Source organism: Anatilimnocola aquadivae (assembly GCF_049819085.1).
Taxonomy (GTDB): domain Bacteria; phylum Planctomycetota; class Planctomycetia; order Pirellulales; family Pirellulaceae; genus Anatilimnocola.
The window spans coordinates 5,249,779-5,272,952 of sequence record NZ_CP187419.1; the positions used below are offsets into that span (position 1 = coordinate 5,249,779).

General features: G+C 58.8%; 11 protein-coding genes. 3 read left to right on the plus strand and 8 right to left on the minus strand.

Annotated features, from left to right (window positions below):
• Nucleotides 1-14: 14 nt before the first annotated feature.
• Both NA78x_RS20760 and NA78x_RS20765 read right to left on the minus strand, forming a co-directional pair.
• Nucleotides 15-842 (minus strand): purine-nucleoside phosphorylase, encoded by an 828-nt coding sequence (locus tag NA78x_RS20760; protein WP_425614288.1) that lies wholly within the window; start codon nucleotides 840-842, stop codon nucleotides 15-17.
• Between the two features lie 201 nt (nucleotides 843-1,043).
• Nucleotides 1,044-2,207, minus strand: coding sequence for an Lpg1974 family pore-forming outer membrane protein (locus NA78x_RS20765; RefSeq protein WP_425614289.1), 1,164 nt, complete (start codon nucleotides 2,205-2,207; stop codon nucleotides 1,044-1,046).
• 445 nt (nucleotides 2,208-2,652) lie between these two features.
• Here NA78x_RS20765 and NA78x_RS20770 point away from each other — a divergent pair, with 445 nt between their 5' ends.
• Nucleotides 2,653-5,550 carry a protein kinase domain-containing protein gene (locus tag NA78x_RS20770; RefSeq protein WP_425614290.1) on the plus strand — a complete coding sequence of 966 codons (2,898 nt, stop codon included), beginning with the start codon at nucleotides 2,653-2,655 and terminating at the stop codon, nucleotides 5,548-5,550.
• A 25-nt stretch (nucleotides 5,551-5,575) separates the two neighbouring features.
• Here the strand turns inward: NA78x_RS20770 and NA78x_RS20775 are convergent, their stop codons facing one another.
• Both NA78x_RS20775 and NA78x_RS20780 read right to left on the minus strand, forming a co-directional pair.
• Complete coding sequence (locus NA78x_RS20775) at nucleotides 5,576-6,388, minus strand: hypothetical protein (RefSeq protein ID WP_425614291.1); 813 nt, start codon at nucleotides 6,386-6,388, stop codon at nucleotides 5,576-5,578.
• Nucleotides 6,389-6,473: 85 nt separating this feature from the next.
• Nucleotides 6,474-7,778, minus strand: a complete 1,305-nt coding sequence (locus tag NA78x_RS20780) for a beta-ketoacyl-[acyl-carrier-protein] synthase family protein (RefSeq protein ID WP_425614292.1) — start codon at nucleotides 7,776-7,778, stop codon at nucleotides 6,474-6,476.
• A 679-nt stretch (nucleotides 7,779-8,457) separates the two neighbouring features.
• Here NA78x_RS20780 and NA78x_RS20785 point away from each other — a divergent pair.
• Nucleotides 8,458-10,980 carry a sodium-translocating pyrophosphatase gene (locus NA78x_RS20785; protein ID WP_425614293.1) on the plus strand — a complete coding sequence of 841 codons (2,523 nt, stop codon included), beginning with the start codon at nucleotides 8,458-8,460 and terminating at the stop codon, nucleotides 10,978-10,980.
• 178 nt (nucleotides 10,981-11,158) lie between these two features.
• Nucleotides 11,159-12,208 (plus strand): NAD(P)/FAD-dependent oxidoreductase, encoded by a 1,050-nt coding sequence (locus NA78x_RS20790; RefSeq protein ID WP_425614294.1) that lies wholly within the window; start codon nucleotides 11,159-11,161, stop codon nucleotides 12,206-12,208.
• A gap of 81 nt (nucleotides 12,209-12,289) precedes the next feature.
• On the opposite strand, the gene NA78x_RS20795 is transcribed toward NA78x_RS20790, so the two are convergent.
• The 4 genes from NA78x_RS20795 to NA78x_RS20810 all read right to left on the minus strand — a co-directional run bounded on the left by NA78x_RS20795 (nucleotide 12,290) and on the right by NA78x_RS20810 (nucleotide 22,869).
• Nucleotides 12,290-12,925 (minus strand): lysophospholipid acyltransferase family protein, encoded by a 636-nt coding sequence (locus NA78x_RS20795; RefSeq protein ID WP_425614295.1) that lies wholly within the window; start codon nucleotides 12,923-12,925, stop codon nucleotides 12,290-12,292.
• A gap of 59 nt (nucleotides 12,926-12,984) precedes the next feature.
• On the minus strand, nucleotides 12,985-13,650 hold the full coding sequence (cmk, locus tag NA78x_RS20800; RefSeq protein WP_425614296.1) for a (d)CMP kinase: 666 nt from the start codon (nucleotides 13,648-13,650) through the stop codon (nucleotides 12,985-12,987).
• A gap of 2 nt (nucleotides 13,651-13,652) precedes the next feature.
• Nucleotides 13,653-16,463 (minus strand): hypothetical protein, encoded by a 2,811-nt coding sequence (locus NA78x_RS20805; protein ID WP_425614297.1) that lies wholly within the window; start codon nucleotides 16,461-16,463, stop codon nucleotides 13,653-13,655.
• A 163-nt stretch (nucleotides 16,464-16,626) separates the two neighbouring features.
• Entirely contained in the window at nucleotides 16,627-22,869 is a 6,243-nt protein-coding gene (locus tag NA78x_RS20810) for a dockerin type I domain-containing protein (RefSeq protein ID WP_425614298.1), read from the minus strand.
• Nucleotides 22,870-23,174: the final 305 nt, after the last annotated feature.

A 23,174-nucleotide genomic window follows, 5' to 3' on the forward strand; every position in this document is an offset into this window, starting at 1 on the left:
GTTCCGGCCTAGATTTAGGCTTTCTCTTGAGCGAGGACTCCCATTACGAGCGCGCGCAGTTTTGGTTCCGCGGCGTTGGCAGTCGCAATGATCTTCGGCACATCGGCTGGCTCGAGTGCATCGGGGAAGCACATATCGGTGATGATCGAGAAGCCAACGACCTTTAGGCCGGCATGGACAGCGACAATCACTTCCGGCACGGTCGACATGCCCACCACGTCGGCGCCGATGAGTCGAAGGAATCGGTATTCGGCCCGCGTTTCCAGGTTGGGTCCTGAAACCGCGACGAATACACCTTTGTGCGCGACGATGTTTTGCTTGCGAGCCACTTCGAGGGCGCGATCGACCAGCGCGCGATCGTAAGGCTGGCTCATATCGGGGAAGCGTGGTCCGAGGCGATCGTCGTTCACACCGATGAGCGGATTGCCGCCCATTAAGTTGATGTGATCATCGATGACCATGATGTCGCCGCATTGATAATACGGATTCATGCCGCCGCAGGCATTTGAAACGACGAGCAACTTAGCCCCCATTGCCTTGAAGACCCGCACGGGCAACGTGATGGTGTCGAGCGGATAGCCTTCGTACATGTGAAAGCGACCTTCCATCGCCATCACGGGCAAATTGCCGAGCATGCCGCAGATCAGCCGACCGCGATGGCTGATGGCGGTGCTGCGGGGGAAGTGGGGGATGTCGCCGTAGTCGATGGCGACGTCTTGCTGCATCTGTTCGACCAGGCTACCGAGGCCAGTGCCGAGAATAATGCCCGCGTGGGGCTGCTTGTCCCACTTCGAGCGGATGAAGGCGGTTGCCTCTTCGATTTTTGCGAACAAACCCTGCATGACGGCCTCGTCAGACTTCGAATCGAGAACTTTTTACTACCGGGCAAGCGTACCGCAAGCGTCCGCGTGATAGCAAGTGGCGGACGCCGAATCGCTGCCTGCGGGAGCTTGGATTTGCCGGAAAGTGCGGCAAGAAAACGAAAAAACCGGGGTGCTGTGAAGCGACCCCGGTTGGGCATGCAGTTCAGATGTGCGAGGCGACTACCAACGCACTTCGACGCGAGCGGTCAACCCGTCGAAAGTGATGGCACTGTCGTAAGTGCTCATGCCGTTGGCGACAAAGGCGTTGTTCTGCACAGCCGAGATGAACTCGTTCTGTTTGACGACGTTGTACCAACCGCTGTACAGGTAGCCGATCGACAGGCGAATGTTGCCCGAGCAGCTTTGCCAGCCGATACCACTTTCGAGATCCATGATCGAGACGATGCGACCGGCTTCCCAAGTGGTTTGGGCGACAACCGGGTCACCTTGGTTGCTCTGCAGGTACGAACCTCGGAACTCACCACCGATGAAGCTGGTGTAACCCTTGCCGTAGACGAACCACTGACGGTTGCGACCATAGCGTTCGAAGTCGAGACCGAGCCGCATACCGGCACCTTCGAAGTCAACCGACGAGTTGACCGTTTCGGTACCGACGTTGACGAAGTTGGCAGCAAAATTCTGTTCCAAGCGAGTGTAGCGAGCACCCACCAGGTAACCGACTTCGTATTCGTTGCTGTAGGCGAGCAGACCGCGGTAGTCGAGGTCGGCCATCTTGTACTGCAGGCCGCCGCTGGCATTGGCATTCAGCCAGTTCGCACCGGCATTCACGGAGTTGGGATGCAGCACGAGACCGCGAATCACGTTGGTGCCCGTCGCAGCGATCGCATCCGTCGAGGTAGCGTCAAGCTGCGAGTAGCTCAGGGTGATTTGATTGCAGCTGTCGGTGGTGAAGCCGACACCCACGCGGAAGCCTGGCTGATAATCTTGGTCTAGGACGCCGATGCGGCCATTTTGCAAGCCGGGAGCTCCGGCGACGATTGGCCCGTCGATGGCCGAGGCGTAGGCCACATCCACATCGCGAGGGCGAAGGTAGAGGAACTCGCCGAAGACGTTGAAGCGGTGCGTCCAGCCATCGCAGCAATCGCCGCAGCCATCGCCACAGTAGCCGCCAATTCCATCGCTGCAGCCGACGCCCGCGCCGCAGCCATAGCTACCACCAGGAGCAGGCGGAATACCGCCGCCCATGGGTGCTGGAGCATCGCCACCCTGATAGAAGCCGGCTTGCGCCATTCCTGGCGAACCGTACTGAGCCATCGCCAAATCGCTACCCACACAAAGAGCGACACACAATGTCGCTACGACCGAGAGAAAATTGATACGCATTGGTTGTTCCCCCATGAACTGGTGCCCGGTTATTCATTTCGACCGGCATAGGTGTCAAATCGAGTAGAACTAGTACAAGCGGCAAAGTGGACTCACATTACCCATGCTGTGCATAGATCGCATTTTCATGCCATTAATCGCCGAAGGAGCGCCGCACGTCGCCGATTTGGGGGGATGGTGGAGACTGGGCGATTGCTGGTAACGATTTGCCTGCTGGGTACCATTCAAACGCAAAGACACAATTCTGAATTCGGGCCTCACTTCGCGGGAAAGATTGACCCCAGCGAAGCGGGCCAACTATAATTCAGCTCAGTCTTTTCACGGCATCTCATCAATTCGGAACTACTCCGCACCCTAGGGCCCGGAGCGTTCACGCGGTCTATCATCGCGTGCGGCACGAGGCCGCTTGTCTGCTGATCCAAGAAGGTCTTGCGGAGTTACGGGAATGGCCAGCCAGCCGCCTGAATCAAGCACGGGGGATTATCCAGGGAGTCACTTCTCTGGCATTAGCGCCTCTACGCATGATTTGGCGCAAGACGATCTCGCTGGCAGCGGTTCGTACGGTAGTCGTCACCCCGATTCGCGCGTGGTGATCATCCCCGCCGAAGAACGTGCCGCGATCTCGACCGCTGATGTTCTGGCCGATGACAAGACCGTGATCTCGGCGGGCAAACTCGCTCCGCAACCGGCCGATTTGATGATTCCCCTGGGGGCCAAGCGGGCCGTTCAGTACCTGGGCGAAACGCTCATCGGTCGTCGCCTCGAGCACTACGAACTGGTCGAGTTTGTTGGCGGCGGCGGCATGGGGGCCGTGTTTCGTGCGAACGACACCCGTCTGGGACGTACCGTCGCGGTCAAAGTCCTCTCGCGCGATCAATCATCGGAAGAGAACGTCCGCCGCTTTCGCAACGAAGCCCAAAGTGCCGCTCGGCTCGATCACCGCTACATCGCCCGCGTCCATTACGTTGGCGAAGATGCCGGGCTGAACTTCATCGTGTTCGAGTTTATTCAGGGCATCAACATTCGCGAATTGGTGCAAGAGAAGGGACCGTTGCCCCTTGATGAAGCACTGCGGTACACGATGCAAGTGGCCGAAGCGCTCGACCATGCCTCGCGGCGCGATGTGGTACACCGAGACATCAAGCCCTCGAACGTGCTGGTGACGCCCGAGGGGCATGTGAAGCTTGTCGATATGGGCCTGGCTCGCTTGCACCAGGTCGATTCCTCGTTCGACGATCTGACCGCCAGCGGCGTCACGCTCGGCACGTTCGATTACATCTCGCCCGAACAGGCCCGCGATCCTCGCGTAGCCGACGTGCGCAGCGACATCTATTCGCTCGGTTGCACGTTGTACTTCATGCTGGTTGGCAAGCCTCCGTTTCCGGATGGCAGCGCCATGCAAAAGCTACTGAATCACAGCGGCGAAGATCCACCGGACGTCCGCCTGTTCCGCCCCGAAATTGCCACGGCCGTTACGCCGCTGCTGGCCAAAATGCTGGCCAAACGCCCGGTACAACGGCATCAAACGGCTCAAGAATTGGTCGCCGATATTGAGCGAATTGGCCGCGATTTAGGCCTCGATATTGGCCCGACGGTGGCGGACCACCCCGCACTGTTACCCAGTAGCCAGGCAGGCTGGTCGAATTGGTTAGTGACCATCGCCGCACCGATTGCGGTCCTGGTATTGGTGCTGTTCGGGCTTGAAATCGCCACGCGGCAAGCGGGGCGCGATGACCGAATTCAGCTGCGCCCTATCGGCATCACGACGGTGCCGGAAGGTCCTGTCGAAACAACCAACGGCGGTACCGCCCCCGAAGAAAATTCGCTCACCAACCAGAACACAGTCACCACCAAACCAGTCGCTGAGACCACTCCGGGCGCTACCAGTGTTGACGCGAAAACTACCGAGATTGTCACACGCCCCAATGAAGGCTCTCCCTCCGTTTCGCCGATTGCTAGTGCCCTAATCGATCCGCCGCTGGCCGTGGGGCCACCGCCCGATTCGGTCGCCAACAGCGCTGCCATGACGAATCCCTCCTCAGGAAACACAACGACCGCTCCGCCCGTTCCGCCAGCTCCCAAAATTGTGGTTCGCCGCGGCGCAGTTTCGACGGCTGATAACGAATTGGCTGGTTCCCTTTCGCAAGCCATCCGCCGTGCCGTGGAAAGCGGCATCGCCGAAGTGGAACTCGATTTTAACGGCGAAATGGTCGAGTACGCGTTCGAGGTTCCTCCCGGTCGAATGGTGATTCATGCAGCGCCGGGGCGCAAGCCGCAAGTCGTATTTCGTCCGGAACTGTTGAGCGTCTCTGATCCGCGGCAAATGATTCACCTGCTGGGTGGCTCGTCGCGGCTGGTCTTTCAAGACGTCGATTTGCGGATGGAGCTGCCTGACGAACCGTCCTACGATTGGGCAATGTTTGCGATTCACCAAGGCCAAACTCTGGAGTTGAACAACTGTGTTCTGACGGTCGTCGATCGTGGCAGTTCCGGGCAGCCCCAGCATGAGCAGGTCAGCTTTGTGCAATTGCTGACGCGACGTCTGACCGAAACGATGAAAATGGACGACGAAATGGCCATGATCGCTCCGGCGGCCATCGAACTGTCGGATTGCCTGGCGCGGGGCGAAGCTACCTTTCTAAGCGTGCCGGAAGAGTTGCCCGTTCGCTTGAAATGGGACCAAGGGCTGTTCATTTCATCCAAACGCCTCGTGGAAACAGGTGGCACGATCGCTAAGCCTCGCTGGCATGGTCGCATCGAGCTATCGCTCGACCGCGTCACGGTAGCTGCGCAGCAGGGCCTGTTCAAAATGCAACGGCAGCGTGATGCGGCCCATCAACTCGACCTGGAAGTCACGAGCGAAAGATGCATTTTCAGCGTCGGCAACGAGGCACCGCTGTTTGAGTTCGCCGGCATGCCAAATATCGACGACGTACACTTCATTTTTGGCGGTGCCGACAATTGCTACCCGCGCGAAGAAATGCTGTTTCTGCGAGCCAAACCCTCGGGCGCTGGCGAAGGGATGATCGACCACACACTGGCCGATCGCGATCGCTGGGCAGGTAGCGAGCGTTCGCCAGACCTTGGTGTGGTCTGGCAGTCGCCTCCAGCGGCCGATGTGCCCGCACACGCTCAACTTCCTGAACACTATCGCCTGTCCGATTCGTCGCCGCATGTAGCCGGTTTCAAGATCGACGACCTGCCTCGTCCTTACGAGCCAGCCAAGACCAAGCCGGCCCCCGAGGCAATCGTGCCAGAAGTGGAAATTCCGGCGACACCTGCACCAAAGCCCATGCTGAGCAATCCGGTACCGCCCACGCCAAATGAACCGGCAGCGGAGTGAGCTTCGTTCACTGCGTATTTAGCGATTACTTCGGCTTCAGCATCTTCTCAAGCAGCGACATGACGACGCCGCGGTAGACGCGTTCGAGCAGCGGGTTCGATTTGATGAGTTCGAAGGTTTTGTAAGCCGATTCACCTTCTTCGGCCGGCATGGGAGAGTCCATCGTGCGGCCGGCGGAGTCGAGGAGCACAGCAGTGTATTTGAAGGTGCCGTCCTCTAGCATCTCGCGGCGCACATCGTGCAGTTGAGCCGTATCGAGGTCGAACTCGCCCGCGACAGGTTCCTTGGACGGTTCCGTCGCCCGCTGCGAAGTGCCGAGCAACTTGCTTAGCTGAGCAGTCACTTCTTTCACCGATTCTTCAGTCGCTACGTCATTCAATTGGCCCGTGAGATTTTCCAGGCGCTGGAGATTGTCAGCTGAGGAGTGTTGCTCAGCCTCTTTGATCGAGCGCATGACGCGCTCGGCGACAAACGTGCCCGCTGCCGCTTGTTCGGCCGCAGAGCGAGTTTCAAGATCGCCGTCGGTGAGAACCGCCCAGCGAGGATCTTCCTGCGCGGCTTCAATGTCGCGCGTGCTGATAGCTTCTTCGGCCAGCCAATGCTCGCTGTGGGGTGTAAAAGCGTCGATCTCGACGGCTTCGACAGCTGGCGGCTCGCTGAGCGGCGGAGCTTGCAGGGCAATTTGCTGCGGCGGCGCGACCGGCAGCGGCGCGACAATCAAGAGTAGCTCGGTGGCCACGAATGCAACAATCAGCAAATGGAGCAAAAGTGACGATCGCAGGCTCCAGCGCAGGCGGCGCTGGTGGAGTGGTTGCGGCAATCGTTTGGTGAAGAACATGTCGGCCACTCAGCGTGGAGGCGTTCCGATGCATGTCTTACTGTAGGTGCGGCTCGCCACGCATGCAAACCGAGACCAGGTTCGGCTAGCTGGCCCACTTCCGAATCACAATGGCGCTGGCCTGCCCCTGCGGAGTCACGCTTAGGTTAATGCACGTGTCGCCCGCCGCGTCGCCGCGCTTTGCGGGGCGAATCGGGCACTCGGGATCGAGTTCGGTCAACGATTGGATCGGGAACAAGCTGCCATTTTGGAGCGCGAGGATGCTGGTGATGGCTTCGACCAGGCCGCCCGCCGCGCCGAGGTTGCCGAAGTAACTCTTGGCGGCAGTGACAGGCACTTTCGCAGTATCAGAACCCAGTACCGCGGCGATGCCTTGTGCTTCTAGCTTATCGCCCCGGACATCGGAGAGGCCATGAGCATGAATGTGGCCGATTTCGCTGGGCTTGAGCTTGGCGCTGTTCAGCGATTGATTCATTACGTTGGCGATGGCAGTCTTTTCGTCGGGCTCACTCTTGGTGTTCGCCACGATCGATGAGCCGCCGCCAATGATTTCGCCCAGGATCTTCGCGCCGCGAGCTTCAGCCGAGGCCAGTTCTTCCAGCAGGATGCAGGCTGCACCTTCTCCCAGAACCTGGCCATTGCGATTTCGATCGAAGGGCCGGCTCAGCTTGTTCGGGTCGCTACCCTCGGCCAGCGTTTCCTGCATGGCTACGTGTACCGAACGGGCAGGATGAATACGGGTGCCGGTGGCCCCAGCGAGCATGCGATCGGCATGGCCGCGGAGGATGGTGTGATAGGCCTCGGAGACGGCGAGGTTGCTCGACGCTTCGCGCGACGTGAGCGAGTTGTTCGGGCCACGCAGCTCGTTAAAGATCGCCACGTGGGCGGCGGGCAAGTTCGGCAAGTATTTGAGCAGCCAGAGGGGCTCAACCACGGGCAAGCCTTCGTCGGCCCATTTCGTAAAGTCGAAATGCCCCTGTCCATCGAGGCACTTCCGCACACCGCCCGCGAAGTCGCCGGGCAGGGTCAGCATATAGTCGCTGCCGTACAGCACGCCGAGGCGGTCACGGTCGATCGACTCCAGCTTCAGGCCAGCGTCGCTAATGCATAGCTGCGCAACGGCCACGCCCATCTGAATCTCGCGACACATCACCTTCAGGTTTTTTTTGATGTTGCGGCCGAGAGCTTTTTCGAGCGGACCGAACTCCTCGATGGCCCCCGTGAACTCGCGAGCCTCGGCTCCAAAAGGAGTCGGCAGGGAGGAAGTGGGGATCGTGGTGAGTTCGGCGATGCCAGTTTTTTCCTGGGCCAGCGCGTCCCAAAGCTTGGACGCAGAGTTACCCAGGGGGCTGACGAGACCGATTCCGGTAATGACGACGCGACGAGTCATTCGCAGCCTGGTTCCGTGGCTCTAAGTGCTGAGGTGCCGGAGTGTTTTGGCCCGGGTCTGGGCCACCGCACGCCGAAAAAAGTGGACTGAAAACTGTGGATCGGAAGCCCAGATTCTAATTGTCTGAGGGGGAGCGCGTCGAGGCGGGAAGAGCCCGGCGCGGTTGGGTCAACCACTCGCGCACAAAACTGTTTATCGTCCGTTAGTGCTGCTGCGCCAAGCGAATGCGCAGACTGCAGCGAGGTTTTGCCGCAACCGGCCAAGCGTGCGATTCAGGCGTGCTTCCACAGCTAGCGAACTGGCTACGAGCCGGCAGAAAGTTTGCCAAATAAGGGCACTAGCTTGGCCACTCGATGCTAGCTGAGGGCGAATGCCCGCTTGGTTCATTTGTACGACACCTTGAGAACGGCGGCGTACCAAATCCCGTAAAGTTGCAGATTAGGGTTAATCGTAAGCCCTTCCGCCGATCCACTGGTTGACAGGTGCCCATCACGCGGCTTTAATGCGACGTCATTTTCCTCCGACAGTTGAACGCAAGTTCTGGCTGTTGGGGCCGGCGATTCCGTTCGCTGGCGGCGCTCGATGGACAACCTGGAACGAGGACTGACGGATGATGAACAGCGTGCGGCGATGGTGTGGGGCATTGATGGTGGCACTGGTTTGCACAGTGCTGCTCGCTATGTCGAACTCGGTTAGGGCGCAAGAAACTCCCAAGGGTGAGCCTCCAGCGGCAGTGGTTGTGGCACCTGCCGCCGGGAGTACTACGGAAGTGCTGGTGTGGAGCATCTGCTTGTTGGGCTCCATCATCGCGCTGGCTCAGGCATTTGTGTTCTACCGCCAAATGATGGCGTCAGATCCAGGCAACGCGCGCATGCAAGAAATTGCCGGCTACGTGCGAACGGGGGCTGCCGCCTATTTGCGGCAGCAATACAAAGTCGTCGCGGCATTTTTTGTCGTGATTGCCGCCTTGTTGGCCATTCAAGCATTCGTCTTGAAAACGCAAAGTGAGTTCGTCCCTTTCGCGTTTATTACGGGTGGTTTCTTCAGCGGTTTGGCCGGCTTCTTCGGCATGAAGACCGCCACGCACGCGAGCAGTCGCACAGCTGCGGCCGCGCAAAAATCTTTGAATCAGGGCCTGCAGGTGGCGTTCCGCAGCGGGGCGGTGATGGGCCTCGTCGTCGTCGGCCTCGGGTTGCTCGATATCTGCATTTGGTACGCGGTTCTGCGCTGGGGCATGGGAGCGTTCGGCCACGAGGCTCTGTCGTTAGGCGAAATCACGGTGATCATGCTGTGCTTTGGTATGGGTGCCAGTAGCCAAGCTTTGTTCGCGCGAGTAGGCGGTGGTATCTTCACGAAGGCAGCCGACGTCGGTGCAGATCTCGTCGGTAAAGTGGAAGCTGGTATTCCTGAAGACGATCCGCGTAACCCAGCAACGATTGCGGACAATGTGGGTGACAACGTCGGCGACGTCGCGGGCATGGGTGCCGACTTGTACGAATCGTACTGCGGTGCGATTCTCGCGACGGCTGCACTCGGTGTGGCCGCCTTTCTCGGCAACGAACAAAAACAGTTGGCCGCCCTGCTGCTGCCGATGGCAATCGCGGGAGTGGGCATCGTTTTGTCGATCGCCGGCATGTATGTGATCCGTACCAATGAAGAGGCCACGCAGAAAAACCTGTTGGCCGCACTCTTTCGCGGCATTAACGCATCGACTCTGCTCGTCGCGGTTTGCACCTTTGGCTTGGCGTATTGGATTTTGCCAGACCACATGGGAGTAGCAGGTAGCGTGGTGGTCGGCCTCGTGGCAGGCTGGCTGATTGGCTACTACACAACGATCGCAACCAGCGACGAATACTCGATGACCAAGGAAGTTGCCGCTCAGGCCCAGACCGGCCCAGCCACGGTAATCATTGGTGGTATCGCCGCCGGTATGCAAAGCACTTGGGCACCGGTGGTGATTGTGTGCATTGCCACCTTGGCTTCGTTTGGTTTCGCCAACAATTGGGACTTTGCCAGCGTCGACAATTTCGCCCTCGGCCTGTACGGCGTGGGTATTGCCGCTGTGGGGATGCTTAGCACGCTGGGAATCACACTTGCCACCGATGCGTACGGCCCGATTGCTGATAACGCCGGTGGCAACGCCGAAATGTCTCACCTGGGTGCCGAGGTTCGCCGCCGCACCGACGCTCTCGATGCTCTGGGCAACACGACTGCTGCGACGGGTAAGGGGTTTGCCATCGGTTCGGCGGCTCTTACCGCGCTCGCTCTACTTGCCGCCTATATCGAAGAAGTGCGCGTGGGCTTCGAACGCTGGGGCAAAGATCCCACAGTCGTGGCCACGGCAGCCGACAATGGCTACTACAAGATCAACCAGAACTTCGTGCTCCATAAAAACGGAAACGATCCCAAAAACTACGAGATGTACCTCGTCATGCCAACTGAAGCCCGTTTGCCTGCCTGGCAAGCGTTGCCGTTGGCAAAAACCGGCAAAAGCACTGGCCTTCTAGAGACCGATTTCCGGGGAAGCCCGAAGCGGCGCAAGCTTACGATGGGCGAGGATCAATTGACGCTCATCGAGCTGAAGCATGCCACCATTCCCGACTTCGCCACGTACTACGACGCTTCTCTGATGAACCCCAAGGCGATGGTCGGCATTTTGCTGGGCTCGATGTCGGTATTTGTGTTCTGCGCCATGACGATGAAAGCGGTGGGACGTGCGGCCAAGGGAATGGTGGAAGAAGTTCGCCGCCAATTCAAAGAGAACCCTGGGATTATGGCCGGAACTTCGATGCCCGATTACGCTCGGCCGGTACAAATCAGCACCGTAGCTGCCCAGCGGGAAATGATTCTGCCTTCGCTCCTCGGGCTCGTGACCCCGGTCGTCATCGGTTTGCTCCTGGGAGTAGGCGGCGTACTCGGCTTGTTGGTAGGAACGCTGGCCACCGGCTTCTGCGTGGCCGTGTTCATGTCCAATTCGGGTGGCTCTTGGGATAATGCCAAGAAGCACATCGAGGCCGGCAACTTCGGCGGTAAAAAGACCGATGCGCACAAGGCAGCCGTGGTCGGCGATACCGTGGGTGACCCCTTCAAGGACACCAGCGGCCCCAGCCTGAACATTCTTATCAAACTGATGAGCATGGTCAGCGTGGTCGCCGCCGGCCTCGTCGTTCGTTACAGCCTGGCTGCCCTGGGCATCTTCTAATTCTGGGAAGAGTGAGCTTGATTGGCGGGGAACCACTGCAGCCGCAGGTAGTCCCCCGGCAAAGTGTCCGCTAACGATCTTTGACTTCTACCAAACTAGCCACAGCCGCCGGTTTACGACCGGGCGGCTGTTCCTATAATCAGGCTTGATTGGCTTCACACTCTTTCAGGATGTTTCGATGCCCGAGCATGTGGTGATAATTGGTAGTGGTCCCGCTGGTTGGTCTGCCGCGATCTATGCGGCCCGGGCAAACTTGCACCCGATCGTGTTCGAGGGAGCCATCACGGAAGAGAACCGGGTCGCTGGTACCTTGCCGCTGGGCCAGTTGAATCTGACCACCGAAGTCGAGAACTACGCCGGTTTTCCCTCCGGCAACCTGAGCGGCTATATCAAGTCGGCCATTGATCCCGAGCGGCACAACGACTTCATGATCGAAGAGCACCCGCACGCGGTGACTGGGCCCGAGTTGATGAACCTGATGCGTCAGCAGGCGATTAACTTCGGCACCAAGATCGTCACCGATGACGTGGTCTCGGTCGATCTCAGCAAGCGGCCCTTCGTAATCAAGCCGCGCGACGGAGCACCGATTGAATCGCATACCATCATCGTTTCGACGGGTGCTCGGGCAAATTACCTCGGCTTGCCTTCAGAAGAGAAATACAAGAATCGCGGCGTGAGTGCTTGCGCCGTGTGCGATGGCGCGCTTCCCCGGTTCCGCAACAAGCCCATGGTGGTCGTCGGCGGTGGTGACTCGGCCGTCGAAGAAGCGACCTACCTCAGCAAGTACGCTTCGACCGTTCACATGCTGATGCGGCGCGATGTCTTCCGCGCTTCAAAAATCATGAAGGAGCGGGCCGAGACAAACCCTAAGATCAAGATTCACTTCTTCCGCGAAGTCGACGAAGTGCTTGGTGATGAGAAGGCTGGTGTGACGGGAATTCGCCTGAAGAACAATCAGGACGGCTCCAAGGAAGAGCTGCCTGCCAACGGCCTGTTCCTGGCCATTGGTCACACGCCGAATACTTCCTTCCTCGACGGCCAACTCGAACTGAACGAAAAGGGCTACATCAAGTACACGCAGCACTTCCGCACGTTCACCAGCGTGCCGGGTGTGTTCGCCGCTGGCGATGTCGCCGACGATTACTATCGCCAAGCCATCACGTCGGCCGGCACCGGCTGCATGGCTGCACTCGATGCAGAGCGCTTCCTGGCCGCCGAAGGGATTTAACTTGCGCCACCCGGAAGGTGGCGACAACAATTAGCGCAAAAGCGAATGAGCCACCGCCGCAGGGGCGGTGGCGTAATGAGTTCAAGCCCGCAGCTCTCGCGCCTGGCGATGGCATTCTTTAATGCGAGCTTCCAATTCACTGACGACTTGTTCGTCGGTGAGTGAAGCGATGAACTGAGGCAGCAGGGGTTCGCCGATCACCACGGCAATGCGACCGAGGCGCGGGAATCTCGCGCTTCGGGGCCACGATTGATAAGCGCCATCGAGTCCGACCGGTACCAGCGGCACCTTGCTGCGGCGCGCCAAGCTGCAAAAGCCAGGCTTCAGCGGTAGCACTTCGCCGTCTTCCGACCGAGTTCCTTCAGGAAAAATCAGCACCTGTTCGCCCGCTTTCAGTCGCCGCAGAGTCTCCTTTAAACCGGCCAGCCCACCCCCTTCGCGGTCAATGGGAATCGCATCGAGAAAGCGAATCAACGGAGCAAGAATGCGGCTCTTAAAGAGCGTGTCGCGGGCCAGATAATTCATGCGCCGGTCGCACGACAGCCCTACCAGGACTGGGTCGAAGTAACTTTGGTGGTTGGAACAGATGAGTGCGCCGCCCTCTTTGGGGAAATTCTGCGCGCCTTGCCAACGAACTCGATAGAGGACGATCCCGCACAGCCGCGCGAAGGTGCGGAACGCATCGTAGCCAGCACGCTGTACCCAGGTACGTTCCATAGCAGAGAAAGGTGATTCTTGGCAGCAAATTCAAAGGAGGAATGCAGGCAGGAAGGAAGTCAGACCAACGACAACTTCTGTTGCCGCTCGCGCACAATGGCCTCGAGGCGGGCAATCACCTGTTCGGTGTTGAGACCATCGGTGAGCACATCAATCGCGTCTTCGGCGCGGCGCAGCGGACCAAATTCTCGCTGCGTGTCGCGGCGATCTCGTTCGTTGATCTGCCGGAGCACTTCTTCCCACGATATTTGCTCACCGCGAGACTGCAACTCGCTGTGACGGCGGGTCGCTCGTTCCTCGGGCGAAGCGGTGAGGTAGATTTTGCACTCGGCATGCGGAAAGGCAACCGTGCCTTGATCGCGCCCTTCGGTTACGGTGTCATTTCCTTCGGCAAACTCGCGCTGCAAGTGGACGAGCCGCTCGCGCACGCGACGGTTATCGGCGGCCAGATACACCGAGCCAGCGACTTCGCTGGTGCGAATGAGGGCGGTCACGTCGTGGCCGTCGAGCAGCACGCGGTTGTCGTGCATGATGAGCGACATCCGCTGCGCCAGTTCGGCAATCGCGTCGGCATCACCGGCACCGTAGTGTTTGCGCAGCGCAGCCCAGGTCACGGCGCGGTACATCGCGCCGGTATCGAGAAACTGAAATCCCAGATGATGAGCCAGCCTGCGAGCAACGCTGCTCTTGCCAGCTCCCGCGGGACCATCGATGGCAACGATCATGCTCATTGAAACCTTGCGGTCACCCAAATCCATTCGTGAGGTGTCAGCTCGACGCGCAACTTGCCTTCTTCGGCCTCACAGTCACGCAGCACATTACTTTGATAATCGACGACGTGCCCGCTGCCCAGGGCGCGAAACGTCCTGATGCTCGCTTTCGCCGGCCGACCTTCCGTTTCCAGCAAGCGCAGCTGCAAACCGGCCACGCGTCCTTCCTCGACCAACGGCTCGCACGAGGTAACGAGCACATTGCGGGCGTCGATATGCGCCAGCCAACCGGTCGTCCCCGAATGGGGCTTGGCCGCTCGTTCGACGACGACGGGTCCGCTCAGCAGCGAGATTGCTTCCGTGAGCGGATACTTCACGTCGATGCCGATGCCAAACGTAAACTTGCGGGCTCGCTCGCCGCGCGTGATCAGCAGGCTATCGAGCATGCGGGCATCGTGCCGGCGATGAAAGGGCAAACCGCCGGTAAAAATCGTGGTGTTGTCCTTGAGCGTGACCAGGTCGATATAGTGTGGTGCCTCGAACTGCTTGCCGCCCGCGGGTACGCGGGTTTGATGCAAGGTGCGAAAGACTTCAGCAGCTGGGTCGGCCCAGGCAAATCGCGCACAGTAATACGAATTCCATGGATCCGCCCGAGGTTGTTCGATGGGATCGAGTTCCACCTGCACTTGCAGCACCCGGCTGCCGCGCCACACGCGATAGGTCTGCACAAAGCCCGCGAGCTTCTTTCCTTCGCGATCGAGCAGTCGGCCCGTGCAAACGATCTCGCCCATGGCAGTCGAAGCACTGGTTACTTTCACTTCGTCGGCAGCCATCACCGTGTAGACGGCTGTTTCGTCGGGATCGCGATACGTGTCTCCCGGCTTTTGAGATGGGCCAGGCAAGCGAAGCGCCAGCTGTTGCGACATGCGGTTCCCGCGTTTGCCATACTCGTGCAACGCGCCCAGGGTGCCGGTGATCGGGTTGATAATCGCTTCGAAGAACTCGTTACGCAGGACATTCTCTTCGGCCAGAATTGGCTGCTTGGTCTCGCGGGCGGGCTTCGCTTCGGATGGGATCCAGACAAAACCAAAGGGAGGAACATCGACGACCACTTGCCCTGCTGCGGGTGTGCCACCCGTGGCATAGACGGGCTTCTCGATGGTCGGCAAGGCGTTGAGGAAGTTGGTTTCGACATTTTCGCGCCGCACAAAACTGTGTGGGTTGATGACTAGCACGCCATTGCCGGCAGCGCGACTGGTGCCGGCCAGTTTCTCGGCACAGTTTGTCGCTGCCGACGATCGCGCCTCTTGAGCAGCAGCGAGCGAAGCGTCGGTGCACGAAGCTTCCAACGGTGCTTCGCTCGCGGGAGCACTACTTTTTGCATCACCGCCGACGAGCGCGGCCAAGGTCTGCAGCGTGCTAGTGCTGTTGGCGAGAGCCTGCTGCTGCCAGTAGCGGACGGAAGTGGAGATGGGATCTTCGTGCCGGCGAATGACCGCTTGCTTCAGATAGGGAGACTTGTACTTGTCAGCTTCAAAGCGGTCGATGTGCCCAGGCTGGGCCGTTTCGCGAAAGTAATGTTCGACCGTCGCGAACTTACCAAGGGCCGAGCAGTATTTGGCGATGCGTTGCAAATCGCCGAGCCAGCAACTGGCCTGACCGGGCCAGTGGGCCAGACAAATGGTGGCGACATGATCGCCGTCCATCGATTCGCCCAGCTTGGTGGCATAGGTGAGAAAAGTCTGAGGCTTGGAGGCATCGAGCGGCGGTCTCGCGATGGCATCGATGGCCTGCCCATCGATCCCTTCCCAGCGTACTTTTAGCTGAGTCCCTTCGGGGACCTTGCCATCTTCCAGCGAGGTATGGAGCGCGCCCTTATAGCCAAGACGATTGAGCATGCCCGGCAATTGCGGCGTAAGACCGAACTTCCAGCGGCCATACACTTCGGGGCGCTTGCCCAGGTATTGTTCGTAGACTTCGCTCCCCTGTTTCAGTCCCGCAGCGATATCGTCGAGCGATAGTAGCGGCAGTCGCCGTTCGCTGGCTTCGCCACCAATGATGCTGAGCGTGCCGGTATTCAGGCGATCGCGGACCAGATCGAGTGACGCGGGTTCTTTGGCAGCCATCTCGGCGAGCAATTCGCCGGACAGGAGCAAGTTGGTTGGAGTATCCCCGGCCAGATCGGATCGCAAGGGCGCGCCGATCGTCGATGAGGCCATCAGCTTGAGATCGATGACCAATGCATCGACCGGGTAATAATGGTCGCGCTCTTCGGCGAGCAGACTGAAGCAAGCGCCGAGCTTTTCGCGAGCGAGTTCTTCATTCCCTTCGACCGCAGCCTTGGCGGCTGCCACGGCGGTCGTTTTGAAGTAGGTCTCATCGAGATTGCTGGAGTAACGCATTTGCCGCGTGAGGAGGGCAATTTGCAGATATCCATAGCCGAGCGCGAGAAAGTCGGCAGCGAGATCATCGCTCACAGGGTTCGCGCGGGGTCCGAGAAAGGCGAGAGCCGCTTCGACGATGTCTTTGCGGTCGGTCTTCCCACGAATCAGGCAGCCGCCGGATTCTTTGACGCGTTGGGCATAGCCGGTGGGCAAGCGCTGAACGCATACGGTCGGCACGGCAATGATCCGTCCGGCCAGTTCCTGCGGCGGATCTTCGATACGTTTCCACTCGATGGCCTGACCAGCGGCAGCCATCAACTCTGGATGCCATAGGGCTGACCAATTCGCGAGCAGGCTTTGCGAGTCGTCGCCGTCGTGATAGGTCGGAAAATCTTCCAAGCTATGGCACGGGAGCAAAATCAGCAGTTCGGTGGTTTGCGACATCGGTAGGCAAGCAAGTGGGAAGGAAGAATCCTAAGCTTGCCACCTTAATCGTTGGCACCCGCAGCGCCCAGATGTTACTTCGTTTGGGCACTTACCGATTTTGCTGCTCGTCTGTCATCTACGATGACTGATGACAGACTTACACGTTGCTTTCCGAATGTGCTTATTCGGTCTCATCGCTGTCGAGATCGGCTGCGAGCAAAGCCAGCAGGGCTTCATCCGAAACGCTGTTCGCCTGGCCCTCTACAGCAGCCGAATCGATGGCGAACTGCTCATTGGCGGCCGCTTCTGCTTCGTCTGCCGTTGGGTCGTAGCCGAAGAAGTACTCGGGAATCTCGTAGGTCGTCTGGCCCAGATTCAACTTGTTGATGACCAGCAAGGCATCAAGGGCCGTCAGCTGCATATCGCCGTTGACGTCGAGGAAGGCCAGCGGATCGCCGGGCTCGGCATCATCGCCACTGAATTCACCACCAGGAGACGTATCGATGGGACGAGCGCCGGCCTTGTTCAACTCGTTGATGATGACGAGAGCGTCGAACGCGGTGATGCGACCATCGAGATTCACGTCGGTCGCTTCGAACGGATTGGTCATAGTAACCGAGTAGTATTCTTCTTCCTCAATCCCTTCGCCGCCATTCATCAGCGTGGAACCATTCGGGACCGTGGCGGGCAAGGCCTTGCCGAGTGGCTGATAGGTGACGTTGCTGGCAACGGGGTTGGCCGCAGAGCCTGGTGCTCGCACAAAGTCGCGCACGGCCTTGTTGATCGGCGCGAGCATTTTGACGTTGGCCGTCATCGTCAAAGCGCGGGGCAATTGAGCCTGCAACCATTCGATGACCGTGAGAGACGAGGCCGTGATATCACCAACCAGCAGGAACCTGCCTCTGTAGTAGGTATCGAGCCGACCCAAAGCCCAATTCCGCTTCGTGGGCATCTGGGTGGTGGAGTACTTGTCGCCGGGTTGGCCAAACGTCGCACCATCCTTGACGATTTGAATGCGGCTGGTCTTGGTCGCGCTGCCAAACGTGAAGGCCACGTTGGGATTTACGAAGTAGTCGCCAACCAGGTAGGTCATACCCGTGGCGCTGTTATTCGAGGTGGTCATGAAGTCTGCACCGTCGTTACCAAGCAGCACCGGGCTATAGGTGGCGTTGCTAGGAGCATCGGAGCTGATGATGTCGTTTTGATTGCCCGCTTGCACGGCGTCGGTGGTCTTCGACTTGTCGCCGTCCAGCAAGCCCGGCACCGCCGAGCGATTGTGAATGCTGTCGGCACCCGCAGCGGCCTCAACCCAAATACGAGCGACGTTCTTCACTTCAAATTTCGAGCGATCGGTTTCGACTGCCGTTAGATTGCCAATGGTGATCTTGTCGTCGCCGGTCGTACCGACGACGTGCAGGCGGTTATCCTTGGCGAGGGCGTTGGTGCCACCATCGACGGTGATCACCGCGGGCAGTGTGCCGCCCATCAAGATCTGGACGTCGCTATCGTCCTTGCCGGCGATAAAGTTCAGCAGCTCGAAATCACCATGATTGACAGTGACCACGGCTGCGGTCTTGCGAGTTACTGTTGTCGCGGTGATGTCGTAGTTCGTGAGACCGGTCTTCGAGAGATCGCTGATGTTCAGCGTGTCGCCGCTAACTACGCCAGTAGTTTTGCCAGGGATGAATGAGGTCGTGATGGTCGTGCCGGAAACGGTATCCACGGTGGTACCGCCGCTGAACACGGTGCGCGTCGGCGTCGCGTCTTCGCCGCCGCCGCTCACGGTCAAGCCGGCAGCCAGGGCATCGAGATTGCCTTCGCCAGCCGTGATTACATCGTTACCAAGGTTGCCATTCACGCTCGTGGGCTGAGCGATCGTCTTAACGTTGATCGTGTCGCCACCCTTGCCGGTGGTCAGGCTGAGATTGCTCAGCGGCGTGTTGGTGAAATCAACGGTCAGCTTGGCGGGTACTTCGCGGACGACCGACTTGGCATTCACCGTCCAGGTATTGGCGACCAGATCGTTTGGATCAGTGATGTTGAGCACCGACTTGACGTTCGGCACCAGCGGATGGTCGAGCGTGATGACCGTGGGAGCAGTGCCGTAGGTACCATCTTCCACGTTGATGATATTCGCGCCCTTGCTGGCCTTCAGGTTGATCGTTTCAACATTGAAGCTGGTCTGAAGAGGTGCGAGTTCGATGGCTTCCGCTTCGAACGAAATCTTGCTGGGGGTGATGGTATAGGTTTCGGGGCCTGCTTGGGCCGTATCTAGCAACGTGAGCAGGTCGGCATCGGCTCCGCCGTCGAGCTTCAGCGAGTTGATGTTCGCGAGTGAACTCGAAGTTTCGCCGACCGTGAAGATATCGGCACCGGCGTTACCGTTCAGCACGAAGTCTTCAGCGGCGTTCACGCGGACCTTGAAGGTGTCCTTGGCAGTGCCACCGTTGAGAACTTCAAACTCGGCGAACCGTAGCACCTTGGTGGAGGCCGTGTCCGTGTAAGTATTCAGCTGACCAACGGCATTCATTGCCGCGGTGGTATCGAGCGTCCATTCGCTGATCGTATTCAAGCCGGTCAGCGTATCGTCAGTCGCAACGGAATTACCCTTGGCGTTCTCGATACCCTTGAAGCTGAGGAACGGAGCGACGTCGCCGGTGATGCGAGCGTTGCCATCGAACGTGGCAGTGGCAGCAGAGGTGAGGCGAACATCGACGCCCTTGTCGACTGCACCAATCTTCAGCGTCGAGAAGTCCAGCGTGTCATTGCCGGTGCCAGCTTGAATATCGGTCGTGGTGGCGGTTGGTTTGCCAGTGAACGAGAACTTGCTGTCGAGGTTGTTCGACTTGACCGTAACCAGCTTCACGTCCTGATAGGAGATGACGCCGGTTGCAGGGTCACGGCTGATGGTCGAGTCGCCAGTGGCCGAGCCCAACAGGTAGTTGTTGGCTTGAGCGTCCAAGCTGTCATCAACGGTGATCGTATCGTCGCCCGCACCACCGATCACGACAACATTTTTGGTCAGATTGTCGATGGAACCAGCCTGAGTGAAGGTGAAGGTGTCAGCACCGTCGCGACCTTCGAGCTGCAAGGCAATCGTCGTGGTTTTCTGCACCGCGAATTGGTCGGCTTGCGTGCCACCTCGCACCGTATCGAATTTGCTGAACGTCAGCACCGTGCCGCTGATATCTACCTTGCTTTGATTGGCATCTTCGTTGAGCGTGAACTTGGCGGCGGCAGGAATGTTGTTGCTGAGCGTGTCGTCCACCGCCGTGGCAGCATTGATGGCATCGACCTCGGTGAAGTTCAGAACGACTGCTCCGGCCTTGGAAACCGTGCCGCCGAATCCGCCGGCAGTAACAGTCTCCAGCGAGACATCGGCTGGATTGAAACCGGTCAGGTCAAGCGTGTTCGAGCCTGTCTTGGTGACCGAAGCATCGCCATTGAAGGTCACATTCGTGCCCGCAGACGCCGCGGCCTTCAGTACCAGCGAATCGTCCTTTGAACCAGCGTTGACGACGACATTGGTAACATTGGCAAACGCGACCAGCGCACCAGCGCGGCCGACTTGATTGCCGTCGAGTTCATAATTTCGCGCGGTAGCGCCCGCCGCATCATCAATGGTGAGCGAATCCGCGTCGCCACCACCATCGAAGGTGGTCACGCCCGTAGCAGCCGAAGGCGAGGTGACGTTCAGCGCGTCATCTTTCGTACCGGCGCTCAGTGTGAGCGTTTTGATATCACTGAAGGTCACGAGCTTGCCGGTGCGACCGATCTTGTTGCCACCCAGTTCGTAGGTGTGAGCGGTCGTTTCGGCGGAGTCGTCGAGAATGAGCGTATCGTCGTCATCGCCGCCGTTGATGGTGATCTTGTCGCCCATATCGAGGACGGACGCATCGAGCGTGATCTTGTCGTCGCCCTTGCGACCGTTCACCGTGATGCTGGTGATACCGGTCAGGCTGATCGAGTCGTCTTCGTGTTCGCCGTTGACGCTGTCGACAATCAGGTTGCCGGCCACAATGCTCAGCCGCGTGTCGTCGTCGGTGCCATCTTTGGTATCGGGTAGGTTGATCACCAGCGCGGTGATCGTGGTGCCGGTGAGATCGACCGGTTCGAGACCTTCGTAGTTGATCGTCTTGCCATCGAGCACCACGCTTCCATCCGAAGCATTGGTGTGATTCAGCGTGACGGCTGCAAAGGTGCCTCCCGAGATCTGCAGGCGATCGCCGGGGGCGACAACCGGGGCGTCACCTTTAAATGTGAGGTTCGAGTCGAAGGCTCCGCCGCTCAGATCGGCGACCAGGGTGTCGTTGCCGTTGCCGCCGTTCACTACCACATTGCCAGCGAAAGTCTTGAACGTCGTATCGAGCGTGATCTTATCGTCGCCATCGCGGCCCTTCACGGTGATGTCGGTGACGCCTGTCAGGCTGAACGTATCCTTTTGATGTTTGCCGTTCAGACTCTCGACGACCAGATTGCCGCCCGAGATGCTGATCTTGGTATCGTCGTTTTCGCCCATCGGACCGTTGGGCAGATCGATGATCAGTTTGCCGCTGGTCGTGGTGGCGTAATCGGCCTGTTCGATGCCGGTGAAGGTCACTGCGGTGGTATCGAACAGCAAGTTGCCGCTACCCACGCCCGCGTAGCCAAGCGTCGCTGAGGTGAGCGTACCGCCGGCAACGACCATCTTGTCGCCCGCAACAGTAGCCTGCACACCGCCATTGATGCTCAACGCGCCGGCAAAGCTGCCGCCGCTGAGATCAACGGTAGTGACATCATCACCTTCGTCGCCATTCACCGTGATGGTGCCGGTGAATGTCTTCAGCGTCTTATCGAGCGTGACTTTGTCATCGCCCTTGCGACCGTTCACCGTGATGCTGGTGATGCCCGTCAAGCTGATTGAGTCGTCTTCGTGTTCGCCGTTTAGGCTATCGACGATCAGGTTGCCGGCCGAGATGCTCAGCTTGGTATCGTCGTCGGTGGCGTCATCGGTATCCGGCAGATTGATCACCAGGCTGGTGATGGTGGTGCCCGTGATATCGACCGGCTCGAGACCGGTGTAGTTGATGGTATTCGTACCCAAAACCACGTTGCCGTCGCTGGCATTTGTGTGGTTGAGCGTCGCGGTGGCGTGTGTGCCACCGGAGACAATGAGCTTGTCGCCGGGATTGGTCGTGGGCGTGCCGCCATTGAACGTCAGAATCTTGCCGAGGGCGTTGACCAGATTCGCAGTAACGGTGTCAGCAGCTCCCCCGCCTTCGATGATGATCTGTGGGCCGGTGATCGAGCCAATTGGAACGGTGAGCGTCTTGTTGCCGTTAGTGAGTGCAGCACCAGCGATGCCACCCGTTCCCGAGAAGGCCTCATTCGCATCGGTAATGACGATGTTCCCCGCGCCATCGTTGCCTATGGTCAGGTTGTTCACCTTACCCACAACGTCCGAATCGGTGATCACCAGATTGCCCGAACCATTAATCACGGGAACAAGCGTGCCCACAGTAGGTTCGGGTACGGTGTCGAGCGTCGAATCGACTGAATAATCGGGAGCGCCAAAGGCAAAAGGGGCTGCGGCAGAAAAATTGCCACCGGCCGAGATATCATAAATACTATCGCGCGATCCATTAATGTCAGCAGCCAATAAGCGCCCAGCACCGTCAAATGTCAAACCAATAAAGCCACGTCCGGTGGCAAAGGGAGTTGCTGCCGCGAAGTTGCCGCCGGCAGTAATATTAAGCACTCTTTGTCCAATGAAGTCGCAAACAAAAATTGCGCCACTGCTCGATTGCACGATATCCGAGGGCGAACCGGTTCCGGATGCGAAAGGAGTTGCTGCGGACAAGTTGCCGCCGGCTCCCAATTCCGTGACTTCGCCATTTCCCTCAAGAGCGAGAATTCTGCCATCGGCGAGCTGGATCATATTTCTAAGACCGCTCAAGCCAGTTGCAAACGGCGAAGCTGCTGCGAAATTGCCTCCGCTGGTGATATCCGTAATTTCGCCACTGCCAGTTTCGGCCACGAGCAAGCGGTCATCGTCGGTCAGAATCAGGCCCGTAGGACCATTCAAACCGGTTGCAAACGTGCTGACCGTGCCCGTAGAGGTGAGAGCCACCACGGTTCCATTGCCGTAGAGCGAGACATAGGCGGTACTCAGGTCGCGCGACCAGACCATTTGCCCCGCCGATGAGGAAGCAAGATTGGCGAGGGGTGTAGCAGCCGACATGTCACCACCGGCGGTGACGTTATAGAGGCCAAAAGGTGAACTTACAAAACTCGCTGCGAAGACATCGCCAGGAGTGAAGGCCATTACCCGTCGGTCTTCCAAGCTCTCCAGAAACAGCCGGCGGCTATGGAGTGGCTTCTTCGCAGGCTTGGCCGAGAGTTGGCGACGACGGAGCTTCGACGACTTGGTGCGTGCATCGGACATTGCAGAACTTCCTAGGTGCGGCTGCGGACAACGATCAATCGGGGCGGGAACAGAAACCCTGCTTCAAGGGGAGTTTTCAGGCGGGGTCCAATCCATGGTAATTGCCCGGCAGGTGGGTACAAGAAGCTGTTATGGATTCCCCTATCGTTAAGGTCAACGGTTTTGCACCTATAATCGGCATAAAACTAGTATCTGTTCCAGAGCATGCCCCTCAGGCGACGGTTTGTCGCTCTACTTTCGGGCGAATGCGAGATTGCCCATCGGAGGGAACGAAACTTACGGTTCTAAGGCCGTAGCGAGAAAGA